This is a genomic window from Saccharothrix carnea, from assembly GCF_003014735.1.
Classification (GTDB): domain Bacteria; phylum Actinomycetota; class Actinomycetes; order Mycobacteriales; family Pseudonocardiaceae; genus Actinosynnema; species Actinosynnema carneum.
Genome location: NZ_PYAX01000010.1, coordinates 122,974 through 137,326 on the forward strand (window position 1 = coordinate 122,974; position 14,353 = coordinate 137,326).

The window sequence follows — 14,353 nt, forward strand, 5'->3', positions numbered from 1 at the left end:
GGTGGAACCCGCTTACTGCTTGGCGACCAGCGTGAGCACGTCGTACTTGGCCACCGACTCGCCCTTCTGGTTGACCAGGTCGGCGTCCCAGCGGACCTCGCCGTAGTCCTGGTCCTCACGCGGCGTGATCTGCTTCGCGGTCAACGTCACGGTCAGCTCGTCACCCGGGAACGTGGGCGTGAGGAACCGCAGGTTCTCCAGCCCGTAGTTGGCCAGCACCGGCCCCGGCTCGGGCGAGACGAACAGGCCCGCCGCGAACGACACCACCAGGTAGCCGTGCGCGACCCGGCCGCCGAAGAACGGGTTCGCCGCCGCGGCTTGTTCGTCCATGTGCGCGTAGAAGGTGTCGCCGGTGAACTCGGCGAAGTGCTCGATGTCGGCCAACGTCACCACCCGCGGCCCGGCCACCACCGTGTCGCCGATCCGCAGCTCGCGCAACGACTTGCGGAACGGGTGCACGTCCGACTCGGTGCGCGGCGCGCCCGCCACCCACCGCCCGGTGACCGCGCTCAACATCCGCGGGCTCGCCTGCACGGCGGTGCGCTGCATGTGGTGCAGCACGCCCCGGATGCCGCCCATCTCCTCGCCACCGCCCGCCCGACCCGGCCCGCCGTGCACCAGCGCGGGCAGCGGTGAACCGTGGCCCGTGGACTCCTTGGCGTCGTCCCGGTCGAGCACCAGCAGGCGGCCGTGCCACGGCGCCACGCCCAGCACCACGTCCCGCGCGAAGTCCGCGTCGTGCGTGACGACCGAGCCGACCAGGCTGCCCGCGCCCCGGGCGGCCAGCTCGACGGCGTGCTCGGCGTCGCGGTAGGCCATCAGCGTCGACACCGGCCCGAACGCCTCCACCTCGTGCGGCTGGGCGTGGTCCGGGTCGGCCTTGAGCAGCACCGGCGACAGGAACGCGCCGCGCTCGGCGTCGGCGTCCACCACGGCCACGCGGTCCAGCGAGCCGTACACGACGTCACCGACCTCCAGCAACGCCTTCAGCGACCGCCGGACCTCCTCGCGCTGCTCCAGCCCGGCCAGCGCGCCCATCCGCACGCTCTCGTTGGCCGGGTTGCCGATCACGACCTTCGCCAGGCGCGCGGCGGCGGCATCGGCGACGGCGTCCACCAGCGAGGCCGGTACCAGGGCGCGCCGGATCGCGGTGCACTTCTGGCCTGCCTTGACCGTCATCTCGCTGACGAGCTGCTTGACGAACAGGTCGAACTCGGGCGTGCCCTCGACCGCGTCCGGGCCGAGGATCGAGCAGTTCAGCGAGTCCGCCTCGGCGTTGAAGCGCACGCTGTTGCGCACCACGGCCGGGTGGGTGCGCAGCACCTGGGCGGTGGACGCCGAGCCGGTGAAGCCGACCAGGTCCTGGCCGGTCAGGTGGTCGAGCAGGTCGCCCGCGCTGCCGGTGAGCAGTTGCAGCGAGCCTTCCGGCAGCAGGTCCGAGGCCAGCATCAGCTCGACCAGCTTCTCCGTGAGGTAGGCCGTCTGGGAGGCGGGCTTGATCAGCGACGGCACGCCCGCGATGAACGCGGGGGCGAACTTCTCCAGCGGACCCCACATGGGGAAGTTGAAGGCGTTGATCTGCACCGCGACGCCCCGCAGCGGGGTGGCGACGTGCTGGCCGACGAACGTGCCGCCCTTGCTCAGCGGCTCGACGTTGCCGTCCACGTACACCGTGTCGTTGGGCAGCTCGCGCTTGGCCTTGCTCGCGTAGCCGAACAGCACGCCGATGCCGCCGTCCACGTCGATCAGCGAGTCCGTCCTGGTGGCACCCGATCGGGCGGACAGGGCATACAGCTCGTCGCGGTGCTCGCGCAGGTGCGAGGCGAGGGCCTTGAGCAGGGCCGCGCGCTGGTGGAACGTCAGCTCCCGCAGCGCCGGTCCGCCGACGCGCCTGCCGTGGTCCAGCGCCGCCGCCAGGTCGATGCCGTGCGACGAGATCCGGGCGATCTCCTCGCCGGTCACCGCGTCGTGCAGCGGCGTTCCTTCGACGGACGGGGTGTGCCAGCGACCTGACACGTAGCTGCGCAGCATGGCCATCGGGTGTCGACCTCCTCGTCGGGCCGGTGGGTGTCCCGGCATGACCCGACAGTAAAGCCTCCCTACTTTCATCGTGACTTGATTCAAGGCTATGCAGTAACTTCTGGCCTGGCTGCCGCCAGAGCGAGAGGAGTGTCGATGAGGACACGAGTGGTGGTGAGCGCGGTCGTGCTCGCCGTCAGCGGGTTGGCCGCGCCCGCCGTGCAGGCCGCGCCTGCCGGGAATGCCCCTGCCCCGAACGCCGCCGCCGACGTGGGCACGATGGCGGTCACCTTCGCCGAGGAGTTCAACGGGCCGGCGGGCACGCGGGTCGACGCCTCCAAGTGGAACACGGAGGTCGGCGACAACAACGGCAACAACCGCGAGCACCAGTACTACACGACGTCGGCGAGCAACGCGGCCATGGACGGCGCGGGCAACCTCGTCATCACCGCGCGCAAGGAGAACCCCGGCAACTACAACTGCTGGTACGGCCGGTGCCAGTACACGTCGGCGCGGATCAACACCGCGGGCAAGTTCACCACGACCTACGGCAAGGTCGAGGCGCGGATGAAGATGCCGCGCGGCAAGGGCATCTGGCCCGCGTTCTGGATGCTCGGCCAGGACATCAACTCCGGCAACCCGTGGCCGAACAGCGGCGAGATCGACATCATGGAGTTCCTCGGCCACGACCTGGACACCGTGTACGGCACCATCCACGGTCCCGGCTACTCGGGCGCGGGCGGCATCGGCATGCCGTTCAACGGGCCGAACTTCGCCGACGGCTTCCACACCTTCGCCATCGAGTGGTCGCCCACCGGTATCGCGTGGTCCGTGGACGGCAACGTCTACCAGCGCCGCACGCCCGCCGACGTCGGCGGCAACCAGTGGGTGTTCAACAAGCCCTTCTTCATCATCCTGAACCTGGCGGTCGGCGGCGAGTGGCCGGGCTACCCGGACGCCTCCACCACGTTCCCGCAGCAGTTCGTGATCGACTACGTGCGCGTGTCGACGCTGGACAGCAACCCGCCCGCTAATGGGCGGATCACCGGCATCGGCGGCAAGTGCGTGGACGTCGCCGGCGCGAACAACGCCAACGGCACGCCCGTGCAGCTGTGGGACTGCAACGGCACCGCGGCCCAGCAGTGGTCCCGTCCGGGCGACGGCACGATCCGCGCGCTGGGCAAGTGCCTCGACGCGGCGTCGGGCGGCACGGCGGACGGCACCCTGGTCCAGCTGTGGGACTGCAACGGCACCGGCGCCCAGAAGTGGGCGGTCAGCGGCGCAAACGACATCGTGAACATCCAGGCGAACAAGTGCTTGGACGCGCAGAACAACAGCTCCGCCAACGGCACCCGCCTGCAGCTGTGGACCTGCTTCGGCTCCGCCAACCAGAAGTGGGCCGTCGCCTGACCGCCCTCCCCCATCGCCGCCGCGATCGCCGACTCTCCCCGGCGGTCGCGGCGGCATCCGGTCCAGGCGCGTCCCTCCCCCGTACCGGAACGGGACGGTATCGGGAACCGGAATGCCGGACCGTCCGCGGCCGTTGACCACGGTGTGAGGCTCGACCGCGAGGTGAGGCTGTCCGTGCTCGACCGGTCGCGGGTGCGGGCAGGGCACAGCCATGCCGAGGCGCTGCGCGACACGGTCGCGTTCGCCCGGCAGGCCGAGGACCTCGGCTACCACCGCTTCTGGGTGTCCGAGCACCACGGCGTGCCGGGCGTGGCGGGTTCCGCGCCGACCGTGCTGGCCGCCGCCGTGGCCGCCGCGACGTCCCGGATCCGGGTCGGCACGGGCGGCGTGATGCTGCCCAACCACCAGCCACTGGTCGTGGCCGAGCAGTTCGGGGTGCTGGAGTCGCTGTTCCCCGGCCGGATCGACATGGGCCTCGGCCGCTCGGTCGGCTTCATCGAGGCGGTCCGCAAGGCGTTGGGGCACGACGAGTCCGACGCCGCCGAGTTCGGCCCGAGGCTCACCGAGCTGCTGGGCTACTTCACCGGCGACCAGGCCGTCCGCGGCTACCCGGCAGACGGCCTCCGCGTCGCCCCGTTCGTCCTGGCCACCGGCGCCGGCGCACGCGTCGCCGCCGCACACGGCGTCCCACTCGTCATCGGCTCGTTCCGCGGCGAGCACGCCATGATCGACGCCATCACCACCTACCGCGCCGAGTTCCGCCCCTCGACCTGGGCCGCGGAGCCCTACGTGGTGATCTCCTCGACCGTCGCCGTGGCGGACACCACCGAGGACGCCTGGCGACTCCTCGTGCCCGAGGCGTGGGCGATGGCCCACTCACGCACCCGGGGCGAGTTCCCACCCCTGAGCGCCCCGAACGACATCCTCGCCCGCCCTATGACCGACCGGGAACGCACCCTGTTCGAGCAGTCGCTGCAAGGACACATCTTCGGCACACCGTCCGAGGTCGCCAAGGCCCTGGACACCCTGCTCACCCGCACCGCCGCCGACGAGGTCCTGGTCACCACGAGCACCTACGACCGCGCCGCGATGCTCGACTCGTACCGCCGACTCGCCGCGCTCTACCGCTGAGCGGCGTGCTGGGCCAGCTCGACCTCGATGAACGCGTCGATCATCGCCCGCCACACCGCCTCGGCGACCGCCGGCTCCAACCCGGCGTCCACCGCGCGTTCCCGCACCGAGGCGATCACCCGGGCGACCCGGTCCGGCGCCCGGACCGCCTGGTCGTCCGACTTGAACGCCGCGGCAGCACGCACCAACCCCTGCCGTCGCGCCAGCAGGCGCACCAGCTCGGAGTCGATCACGTCGATGCGCTCCCGGACCTCGGCGAGCGACGTCGGGAGCGGGAACGTCGGAGACGATGCGGAGTCTGACACCCCATCATCATCCACGACGCCACGACCGCAGCCGACCGGCCGACAGCGCGACTGCAGCCGGACTCAGCCGACAGCGGTCGCACGCCAAGGGCCGCTCACCAGTCGTGCGCCAGGGCCCCTCAGTGGTCGCGTTGCTGCTCGGCCAGGAACCGCTCGAACTCCGCACCCAGCTCATCCGCGCTGGGCAGTGGCTCGTTGTCGTCCAGGAGCAGGTTGTCCGACGCCTCGGTGAACGCGTCGTACTGCCGCTCCAGCGCCTCGACCACCTGCGCGACCTCGGCCGACTCCGACACCTGGCGGGTGATCTCGGCGTCCGTCCGCCGCGCCGCCTCGTTCAGGGCCGCGGCCTGGATGATCAGCCCCGTCGACTTCGTCAACGCCTGGAGCAGGCTCAACGCGGCAGCGGGGTAGGTGCCCTGCGCGAGGTAGTGCGGGACGTACGCGGCGAAGCCCATGGCGTCGAGACCGGCCTCCCCGAGCCGCAGCTCGAGCAGCGCCGACAAGTTGCCCGGCACCTGCACCCGACTGAACGGCGAGCCCTCCACGACCAGCTCGGGCCTGGTCGCGTGCGAGATCACCGACAGCTTCCGGGTGTGCGGCACGCCCATCGGGATGCCGTGGAAGCTGACCGCGAGGCGCAGCCCCCACCGGTCGATCAGCGACCGCACCGCCGCGACCACCGCCTCCCACCGGCGATCCGGCTCAGGGCCGGTCATCAGCAGGAACGGCGTGCCCACCGCGTCGTGCATGAGATGGACCACCAGCTCGGGCGCGTCGAAGGACTCCCACCGATCGGTGGCGTAGGTCATCGTCGGCCGCCGGGCGCGGTAGTCGATCAGGTCGTCGATGTCGAACCGGGCGATCACACGGTGCTCGTGCACCTCCAGCAGGTGGGCGACCAGCGCCGATCCCGCCGCACCGGCGTCCATGAAGCCGTCGAAGTGGTGCAACAGCACCGCTCCGGTCAGGTCCGGGACGTCGGAGTCGACCTCGAACAGATCCTCCGGGTCCAGCGCCACCGCGTGCCTCCCCAAGTGCTCACATGACAGTCCTCCCCTCCGTCAACGTCGAGCGACCGCTGATCCATTCCCCGATCCCGTCGAGCATTCGGGCGAGGCCGAATTCGAACAGGGTGTCCAGTCGCAGGTCCAGGTCCGAGTTCACCGCCCGGCTGAACATCGGGAACTTCCCGGTGGAGACGATGTCCAGCAGGGCCGGCGCCTGCTGGACCATCCACTCGTCCCCGGTGATCCCGGTGTCCCGCTGCTGCTCGGCCTCCGGCTCGATGTTCACCGCGACACCTCGCACGAACCCGAACACCGTCACCGCGGCGTGCATCATCTCCTCCAGGCTCAGCCCCTTCCCGTCGAGCGCTTGCAGGACCCATTCGGTGTACGCGACGGCGCTCGGCAGCAGTTGCGGCCTGGTCATCGACATGGCCGGCGCCAGCCACGCGTGTTCCCGGAACAACTTCCACTGCACCCTCGCGCACACCTCCAACCTCTCCCGCCAGGTTTCGGGGGCGGGGTCGGGCAACTCCTCCTTCCGCAACACGTGGTCGATCATCCGAAGGACCAGTTCGTCCTTGTTCTCGACGTGCCGGTACAGCGACATGGTCGCCACGCCCAGTTGCGACGCCACCCGCCGCATCGACAACCCGTCGAGCCCCTCCTCGTCCGCCAGGCGGACGGCCGCGAGGACCAGTCGCTCGCCGGTCAGGTCGGTCTCCTGCGCCCGCGGTCGCGCAGCTTCCCCGCCTTCCGACGACACGACCGTGCCCACGCCGGCCACGGGACGGACGAAGCCCTCGGACCGCAGGGTGACGAGCACCTTGGTCGCCGTGGCCATCGCGACGTTCCACCGCACGGTGATCTCGCGTGTCGACGGCACTCGATCACCGGGCCGCAGTTCGCCCGACTCGATCCAATCGCGGATCTCGCGCGCTATCCGCTGGTAGATCGCGTCAGTCATGCCCGCCTCCTCGAATGTAGTGCACCGAAGCCTACCGCACTAGTGCACCATCGAGTGATTGACCAGATGAGACAGTAATGTACGGTGTACGCATGAACACCGTACTGATCTCCGGCGCCAGCATCGCCGGACCGGCGCTCGCCTACTGGCTGCGCCACCACGGCTTCGCGCCGACCGTCGTCGAGCGGGCACCCGCGCCCCGCCCCGGCGGCCAGGCGGTCGACCTGCGGGGCACGGCGCGCGAGGTCGCCGAGCGGATGGGCGTGCTCGACCAGGTGCGCGCCGCGCACACGGGCGCGCGAGGGATGGCGTTCGTGAACGCCGAGGGCAGGCGCACGGCCACCATGGCGTCCGACACGATGGGCGACTCGGGCGGCGTGATCGCCGAACTGGAGATCCTGCGGGGCGACCTGGTCCGCATCCTCCACGACGCGACCGCGACCGGCGTCGACTACGTGTTCGACGACAGCATCGCCTCGCTCACGCAGACCGAGACCGGCGTGCGGGTGGCCTTCGAACGCGGCGAGCCGCGCACGTTCGACCTGGTCATCGGCGCGGACGGGCTGCACTCCAAGGTGCGGTCGCTGGCGTTCGGCCCCGAATCGCGGTTCGCCAAGGACCTCGGTGCCTACATCGCCATCTTCGGCACCGCCCAGCGGGAAGACCTGGACGGGTGGCAGCTGCTGCACACCGTGCCGGGTCGCACCGCGGGCCTGTACCCCACACCGGGTGGTCGGGCCAAGGCGATGTTCGTCTTCGCCTCTCCCCCGCTGGAGCACGACCGGCGCGACACGGCCTGGCAGCGGGACCTGGTCGCCGGCACGTTCGCCGACGACGCCTGGGAGGTGCCCCGGCTGCTCGGCGACCTGCGCGAGGCGCCCGACTTCTACTTCGACCGGCTCTGCCAGATCCGGATGGACAGGTGGTCGGACGGTCGGATCGCGCTGCTCGGCGACGCGGCCTTCTGCGCCTCGCCGATGGCGGGCAACGGCACGAGCATGGCGCTGGTCGGCGCGTACGTCCTCGCGGGCGAGCTGGCCACCGCGCCGGACCACGTCACGGCGTTCAGACGGTACGAGGAGGTGATGCGAGAGTACGTGGCCCGGTGCCAGAAGTTCGCGCTCGGCGGGGTCGACAGCCTGATGCCGAAGTCGAGGACGTTCATCCGCCTGCGCGACTTCACGGTGCGCGTGGTGCCGCACCTGCCAGGCGGCGCGAGATTGTTCGGTGATCTGCAGAAGCTGGCCAACACAGTGTCGTTGAAGGACTATCTGCCCCGAAGCTTGACCTCCACCTGACTCCAGGCTTTACGTTCCGGGCATGGACATGGAGACCACCGCCTGGATGTCGCTCTACCACGTGACGAACGCGCAGGACGACAAGCGATCTTTCTCCGTCGCCACGTTCCGCCGGATCTGGGCTTTCGCCCGTCCGCACCGGGTGAGGCTCGCCCAGTACCTCACCCTGAGCGTGGTCGTGGCGGTGCTGGCGGTGGTGACACCGGTCCTCGCGGGCCGGATCGTGGACGCGATCGTCAACGGCTCGTCGTACGAAGTGGTGCTGGCGCTCGCCGCGGTGATCGCGGGCATCGCGATCGTCGAGGCGGGGCTGGGCCTGGTGACGCGGTGGTTGTCGGCGAGCATCGGCGAAGACCTGATCCTGGACCTCAGGACCACGGTGTTCGACCACGTGCAGCGGATGCCGATCGCGTTCTTCACCCGCACCCGGACCGGGGCGCTGGTGAGCAGGCTCAACAACGACGTGATCGGTGCGCAGCGGGCGTTCAGCGACACCCTGTCCAGTGTGGTCGGCAACCTGGTCACGCTGGCGCTGACGCTGGTGGTGATGATCAGCCTGTCGTGGCAGATCACGCTGCTCGCGCTGGTGCTGCTGCCGGTGTTCGTGGTGCCGGCACGGCGGATGGGGGCGCGGTTGGCGCGGCTGGAACGTGAGGCGGCCAACCACAACGCCACGATGAGCACGCAGATGACCGAGCGGTTCTCGGCGCCGGGCGCGACGCTGGTGAAGCTGTTCGGCAGGCCCGCGCACGAGTCGGCGGAGTTCGCGACGCGGGCGCGGCGGGTCCGGGACATCGGGGTGCGCACGGCCATGGTGCAGACCGTGTTCCTGACCGCGCTGACGCTGGTCTCGGCGTTGGCGTTGGCCGTGGTGTACGGGTTGGGCGGGTTCTACGCCCTGCGCGGCGAGTTGGACGCCGGGTCGGTGGTGGCGCTGGCGCTGCTGCTGACCAGGCTGTACGCGCCGCTCACGGCGCTGGCCAGCGCGCGGGTCGAGGTGATGAGTGCGTTGGTGAGCTTCGAGCGGGTCTTCGAGGTGCTCGACCTGAAGCCGTTGATCACCGAGAAGCCCGGCGCGCGGTCGGTGCCGGACGGTCCGGTGGCGGTGGAGTTCGAGAACGTCCGGTTCGCCTACCCGTCGGCGGACAAGGTGTCCCTGGCGTCGTTGGAAGAGGTCGCGGTGCTCGACAGCCGCGGCGGAGTGGAGGTGCTGCACGACGTGTCGTTCCGGGCCGAACCGGGCCAGGTGGTGGCGTTGGTCGGCTCGTCGGGCGCGGGGAAGTCCACGATCGCCTCGCTGCTGCCCCGGCTGTACGACGTGGACTCGGGCGCGGTGCGGCTGTCCGGGGTGGACGTGCGCGACCTGACGGCCGACTCGGTCCGCGAGGTGCTGGGCATGGTGACGCAGGACGGTCACCTGTTCCACGAGTCGATCCGGTCGAACCTGCTGCTGGCGCAGCCGGGTGCGAGCGACGAGGAGCTGTGGGAGGTGCTGGGCCGGGCACGGCTGGCCGACCTGGTGGCGTCGCTGCCGGACGGGCTGGACACGGTGGTCGGTGAGCGGGGCTACCGGCTGTCCGGTGGTGAGCGGCAGCGGTTGACGATCGCCCGGTTGCTGCTGGCGAAGCCGCGGGTGGTGATCCTCGACGAGGCGACCGCGCACCTGGACTCCACTTCGGAGGCCGCGGTGCAGGCCGCGCTGGGCGAGGCGCTGCACGGGCGGACGGCGGTGGTGATCGCGCACCGGCTGTCGACCATCCGGGCGGCCGACCTGATCCTCGTGGTGGAGGGCGGCCGGGTGGTGGAACGCGGCACCCACACCGACCTGCTCGCCGCGGGCGGGCGCTACGAGGAGCTGTACCGGACCCAGTTCGCGGAGGAAGCGCGAGCCTAGGCGTGCCTCACCGGTAGGACGGGTCGATGTTGACCAGGATCGCACCGGTGCGCGCGGTCGCGTACTGGACGATGACCCACTCGGCGCGGTTGGGCGATCAGATGCCGACGCGGTCGCCGTGCGCGGCCACCGTGCGGTCGAGGTTCGCGCCGATCGTGTCGCCCGGCAGCGGTACGTCGGAGGTGCCCGAGGAGCGGCTGAGCTGCGCCATCAAGGCAAGTACCGCAGGCCGGCGCCGCGTGACTGACACAATCGCGGTCATGCGGACCATCGGGTTGATCGGCGGGATGAGCTGGGAATCGTCGGCCGAGTACTACCGGCTGCTCAACGAGGAGACGCGGCGCCGGCTCGGCGGCCACCACTGCGCGCCCAGCCTGCTGCTGACCGTCGACTTCGCCGAGATCGAGCAGTTGCAGCGGACGGGGCAGTGGGAGCGGTCGGGCGAGCTGCTCGCCGAGGCCGCGCGCAAGCTGGAAGGCGCTGGCGCGGACCTGGTGCTCTTGTGCACCAACACCATGCACAAGGTGGCCGACGCGATCACGGACGCGATCACGGTGCCGTTCGTGCACATCGTGGACGCGACGGCGCGGAGGTTGACCGACTACCGGAAGGTCGGCCTGCTCGGCACCCGGTTCACCATGGAGCAGGACTTCTACCGCGACCGGATGCGCGAGCACGGCATCGAACCGGTGGTGCCGGACGAGCCGGACCGCACGCTCGTGCACGACGTGATCTACCAGGAACTGACCAGGAACCGGGTGGAGCCCGCGTCCCGCGCCGCCTACCGGGACGTGATGGCACGGCTGGTGGAGCGGGGTGCGGAGGCGGTGATCCTGGGCTGCACCGAGATCACGTTGCTGGTCGACCAGTCCGACTGCGCGGTGCCGCTGGTCGACTCCACCCGCATCCACGTGGAGACCGGCGTCGAGCTGGCGCTGGCCTGAAAGTTTCGCCTTGTCAGGGATCTCCCTGAGGCCGGGCACGGCCGCGTGCGGCAGAGTGGACGGCATGGAGCTGACCCCGCGCGGCCTGTTCGGCTTGGCCAGGACGACCGTCGAGACCGCCGTGTCCGTACCCGGCCGCGTGCTGGACCTGCTGGGTGCGGCGGAGGCCGTCGTCCGCCGCGCCGACGAGCTGGTCTCCCGCACCGAACGGGTGCTGGACGAGACCGAGGCGCTGGTCGGCCGGGCCAAGGCCGTCACGGCGGCGGCCGAGGGCGTGACGACGGACGTCGGCCGCGCCGCCCACACGTCACGGGAGCTGTTGGACAGCTACGCGCCGATCGTGCGCAAGGCCCAGCCGCTGGCGGCGCGGTTCGTGGACGACCTGTCGCCGCACGAGGTGGACGCCGCCGTGCAGCTGGTGGACCAGCTGCCGGTGCTGACCAAGCACCTGATCGAGGACGTGCTGCCGATCCTGGCCACGCTGGACCGGGTCGGCCCGGACATCCACCAGCTGCTGGAGGTCACCAATGACGTCCGGCAGGCGATCCTCGGCATCCCGGGATTCGCCTTCATGCGCCGCCGCGGCGAGACCAAGGAAGACGACTAGGGTCGCCGGGAACAATGTCCGGCGCATTATTTAGCGGATTTCGCGGGTTTTCCGGCGAACTCTTGCCGGTGGTCCGAGCACCTCATTAGCTTCCGTCGAGTCGGCATATTTCCGGCAGATTTCGAGGAAGGATCACCCGTGAGGTTGAGGACAATACTGGGCGCGGGCGTGACGTCCGGGCTCGTCGTGGCCGGTCTGCTCGCCGGCGTCGGCAGCGGCTCGGCGGCGCCGGTCCAGGTCGACAAGACGCTGACGTTCACCTGCCCGTTCCCGCTGATCGGCAACCAGGTGCTGTCGACCCGCATCCGGGCCACGATCGACGCGCCGGCCACCGTGGGCGGCGAGTTGAAGACCACGGACTTCTCCGCGACGGTCACCGTGCCGCCGACCGCGACGCAGGGCCTGACGCTGGTCGGCGCCGCGACGGTGGAGGGCTCCGCCGAGGCGGGCGTGACGCTGGACAACGCCGGCAGCAAGCTCGACATCAAGATCCCCGGCTTGACCGTGCCGAAGACACCGGTGCCCGCCGAGGGCGCGTTCGACGTGGTCGCGAGCGGCCCGGTGCCGACCGCGGTGATCCCGAAGGCGGGCACGACGACCGTGACGGTCGGCAACTACAGCACGACGTTGACCCCGAAGAAGTCGGACGGCAGCGACACCGGCCTGGGCACCTTCACGTCCAACTGCGTGCTGGACCCGGGCCAGGACCCGACGCTGATCCGGTTCGACGTGGCGGGCGGCGGCGGCCCGACCACGACGACGACCACGAGCACGACGACCACCACGACGACCACCACGACCGTGCCCACGACCACGACGACCACCCAGCCCCCCGGTGGCATCAAGTACGCCTACTCGCTCAACGGCACGTCGACGATCAAGAAGCTGGGCGGCGCGGTGGCGCTCGGGCCGGGCAGCCTGAACGCCGACCTGGAGTTGGCGACCGGCAGGTTCACCGGTGACCTGGTGCTGCCGCCGACCTCGGGCAAGTTCAGCCTGTTCGGGTTCGTGCCGGTGGAGTCGAAGATCGAGTTCGTGCCGGAGGGCAAGACGACCGGCACGCTCACCGCCGGCGCGGTGAGGTCGAGTTCGAAGGTCACCATCAAGCTGCCTTCGGTCACCGCGTTCGGCATCCCGATCAGCAACGACCCGAACTGCCGGACCTCCACGCCCGCGGACATCGCGCTGGCCTCCGCGGCGGGCTTCGACCCGCTCAAGGGCGGCAAGCTGGCGGGCACGTACGCGATCCCGGCGCTGACCGGCTGCGGCCCGCTCAACGACATCGTCAGCGGTTTCGCCGCTGGTCCGGGCAACACGATCGACCTGACGCTCACCGCGAAGACCGCGTAACCACCGGCGAACACCACCGAACACCACCGGAGACCACCGGAGACCACCGGAGACCGCCGCGTCCGACCGCGGCGGTCTCCGCTCGTTCCGGGTCCGGTCAGCGGTCCAGGCCGGTCAGCAGTCGGACGTCGCCGGGCGGCCCGCGATCCGGTCCGCCGTGAACGCCTGCGCCGCCGCGTTGCCCGTGTACACGGCGGTGATGTGGTCGGTGGCGTAGGTCTGCCAGTCCACCCGCACGCCGAGCGCGCAGTAAGCGTCACGCAACGCCTTGGCCTGCGTGAAGTCCACCAGGTCGTCCCCGGTGGCGTGGTAGGCGTGCACCGGCACGCGGATGGCCGTGCCGCCGAGCTTGTTCTCCGCCACCCGCGCCAGCCACGGCGGCGTGAGCACCGGGCTGGACGTCGTGTAGTCGGCCAGCCTGCGGCCCTGGTAGTCCACCAGCAGCTCCAACGTGCACGCCTCCCGCTGCATGCGGGCGAACTCGGCGCGGCCCACGTCGTTGAGGTAGGCCTCCAGGTCGAGCTCCGGGTAGGCGTTGTCCAGCCCGATCAACGAGTACGCGAGCAGCCCGAAGCCCTTGCGGCCGTCCAGCGGCAGGGCCACCTGCACGAGGTCTGCGGGTACACCGCCGCCGACCACGCCGACCAGGTTCAGCTCCGGCGCGTACCCGGGCTGGAGCTGTCCGGCCCACATCGCCGCGCCGCCGCCCTGCGAGTAGCCGCGGAACACGACCTTCGCGTCACGGGACAGCCCGGTGCCCGGCAGCCGTTGCGCGGCCCGCACCAGGTCGATCACCGCGTGCCCCTCGGACCGCCCGGTGACGTAGGTGGTCTTCGGGTCGGGCCGGTAGCCCTCGTAGTCGGTGATGGCCACCGCGTAGCCCGCGCGCAGCAGGTCGTCGACCGCCGGCTGCTCGTAGAGCGCGCCGATGCGCACCATCTCCGAGGGCGCGCACCGGAACGCCGGGCCGTGCGTGCCCACCGCGAACGCCACGACCGGCGCGGTGGCCGGGTCGACCGACCGGGGCACGAGCACCGTGCCGGTCACCGCGTTGGGCTGCCCGAGCGCGTCGGTCGAGCGGTACATGACCTGCCACGCGCGCACGGTCGACCCCGACGCGCCGGCCTGCGACGCGCGGAAGCGGATGACGTCGCCCGGCGCACCCGCGGGCAGCGGGCTGGGCGGCACGTAGAACGAGTCGTCGGCCGCCGCGGAGGGTGCGGGACCCGCGACGGTCGCGGCCAGCACCACCGCGACCACCGATAATGAGAAAGTCTTTCGCAAACGGCACCTCCCAGTAAATACGACAAGGACAATGCACAGTGCATTAATCGCACCCGACCAGTCCAGGCGCCACGGCCGACTTGTCACCGGTGTGCGCGTTTCCGAAACGGAAGTTGTAATCCCCGTACAACCCGTGAATC

The 14,353-nt window shown here is 70.6% G+C and carries 12 protein-coding genes and 1 pseudogene; 7 read left to right on the plus strand and 6 right to left on the minus strand.

What is annotated here, in order from left to right; genetic code table 11:
• Positions 1-12 precede the first annotated feature (12 nt).
• Positions 13-2,037: a phenylacetic acid degradation bifunctional protein PaaZ gene (gene paaZ, locus B0I31_RS27920; protein WP_106618360.1), complete on the minus strand. Its 2,025-nt coding sequence runs from the start codon at positions 2,035-2,037 to the stop codon at positions 13-15.
• A 138-nt stretch (positions 2,038-2,175) separates the two neighbouring features.
• Here paaZ and B0I31_RS27925 point away from each other — a divergent pair, with 138 nt between their 5' ends.
• Complete coding sequence (locus B0I31_RS27925; protein ID WP_106618361.1) at positions 2,176-3,429, plus strand: glycoside hydrolase family 16 protein; 1,254 nt, start codon at positions 2,176-2,178, stop codon at positions 3,427-3,429.
• Between the two features lie 144 nt (positions 3,430-3,573).
• Positions 3,574-4,560: an LLM class flavin-dependent oxidoreductase gene (locus B0I31_RS27930; protein WP_245950489.1), complete on the plus strand. Its 987-nt coding sequence runs from the start codon at positions 3,574-3,576 to the stop codon at positions 4,558-4,560.
• Here B0I31_RS27930 and B0I31_RS27935 read toward each other — a convergent pair.
• From B0I31_RS27935 to B0I31_RS27945, 3 genes are all read right to left on the minus strand, one after another.
• Complete coding sequence (locus B0I31_RS27935) at positions 4,551-4,865, minus strand: chorismate mutase (protein WP_106618362.1); 315 nt, start codon at positions 4,863-4,865, stop codon at positions 4,551-4,553. The two genes, B0I31_RS27930 and B0I31_RS27935, sit on opposite strands and share 10 nt — an antisense overlap.
• Before the next feature lie 119 nt (positions 4,866-4,984).
• Complete coding sequence (locus B0I31_RS27940; RefSeq protein ID WP_106618363.1) at positions 4,985-5,884, minus strand: proteasome assembly chaperone family protein; 900 nt, start codon at positions 5,882-5,884, stop codon at positions 4,985-4,987.
• Between the two features lie 19 nt (positions 5,885-5,903).
• Complete coding sequence (locus B0I31_RS27945) at positions 5,904-6,836, minus strand: TetR/AcrR family transcriptional regulator C-terminal domain-containing protein (protein ID WP_106618364.1); 933 nt, start codon at positions 6,834-6,836, stop codon at positions 5,904-5,906.
• A 92-nt stretch (positions 6,837-6,928) separates the two neighbouring features.
• Between B0I31_RS27945 and B0I31_RS27950 the strand changes: the two genes are divergently transcribed.
• Both B0I31_RS27950 and B0I31_RS27955 read left to right on the plus strand, forming a co-directional pair.
• Positions 6,929-8,134, plus strand: coding sequence for an FAD-dependent monooxygenase (locus B0I31_RS27950; RefSeq protein WP_106618365.1), 1,206 nt, complete (start codon positions 6,929-6,931; stop codon positions 8,132-8,134).
• 22 nt (positions 8,135-8,156) lie between these two features.
• The gene (locus B0I31_RS27955; RefSeq protein WP_106618366.1) at positions 8,157-10,028 is read left to right on the plus strand and encodes an ABC transporter ATP-binding protein; all 1,872 of its coding nucleotides are present in this window, start codon (positions 8,157-8,159) and stop codon (positions 10,026-10,028) included.
• A 10-nt stretch (positions 10,029-10,038) separates the two neighbouring features.
• Here B0I31_RS27955 and B0I31_RS27960 read toward each other — a convergent pair.
• A pseudogene (locus B0I31_RS27960) lies at positions 10,039-10,239 on the minus strand (AMP-binding protein); the annotation flags it as partial.
• Positions 10,240-10,288: 49 nt separating this feature from the next.
• Here B0I31_RS27960 and B0I31_RS27965 point away from each other — a divergent pair.
• From B0I31_RS27965 to B0I31_RS40825, 3 genes are all read left to right on the plus strand, one after another.
• Complete coding sequence (locus B0I31_RS27965) at positions 10,289-10,972, plus strand: aspartate/glutamate racemase family protein (protein ID WP_106618367.1); 684 nt, start codon at positions 10,289-10,291, stop codon at positions 10,970-10,972.
• Between the two features lie 64 nt (positions 10,973-11,036).
• The gene (locus B0I31_RS27970) at positions 11,037-11,579 is read left to right on the plus strand and encodes a hypothetical protein (protein ID WP_106618368.1); all 543 of its coding nucleotides are present in this window, start codon (positions 11,037-11,039) and stop codon (positions 11,577-11,579) included.
• Positions 11,580-11,717: 138 nt separating this feature from the next.
• Positions 11,718-12,929, plus strand: coding sequence for a DUF6801 domain-containing protein (locus tag B0I31_RS40825; protein WP_181320457.1), 1,212 nt, complete (start codon positions 11,718-11,720; stop codon positions 12,927-12,929).
• Positions 12,930-13,043: 114 nt separating this feature from the next.
• Here B0I31_RS40825 and B0I31_RS27990 read toward each other — a convergent pair whose 3' ends face one another.
• Positions 13,044-14,189, minus strand: coding sequence for a lipase family protein (locus B0I31_RS27990; protein ID WP_245950490.1), 1,146 nt, complete (start codon positions 14,187-14,189; stop codon positions 13,044-13,046).
• Positions 14,190-14,353 lie beyond the last annotated feature (164 nt).

What these genes read in the sequence shown, in the direction of transcription:
- paaZ (WP_106618360.1), bottom strand. Translation starts at nt 2,037, where the DNA reads ATGGCCATGCTGCGCAGCTACGTGTCAGGTCGCTGGCACACCCCGTCC.
- B0I31_RS27925 (WP_106618361.1), top strand. Translation starts at nt 2,176, where the DNA reads ATGAGGACACGAGTGGTGGTGAGCGCGGTCGTGCTCGCCGTCAGCGGG.
- B0I31_RS27945 (WP_106618364.1), bottom strand. Translation starts at nt 6,836, where the DNA reads ATGACTGACGCGATCTACCAGCGGATAGCGCGCGAGATCCGCGATTGG.
- B0I31_RS27950 (WP_106618365.1), top strand. Translation starts at nt 6,929, where the DNA reads ATGAACACCGTACTGATCTCCGGCGCCAGCATCGCCGGACCGGCGCTC.
- B0I31_RS27955 (WP_106618366.1), top strand. Translation starts at nt 8,157, where the DNA reads ATGGACATGGAGACCACCGCCTGGATGTCGCTCTACCACGTGACGAAC.
- B0I31_RS27965 (WP_106618367.1), top strand. Translation starts at nt 10,289, where the DNA reads ATGCGGACCATCGGGTTGATCGGCGGGATGAGCTGGGAATCGTCGGCC.
- B0I31_RS27970 (WP_106618368.1), top strand. Translation starts at nt 11,037, where the DNA reads ATGGAGCTGACCCCGCGCGGCCTGTTCGGCTTGGCCAGGACGACCGTC.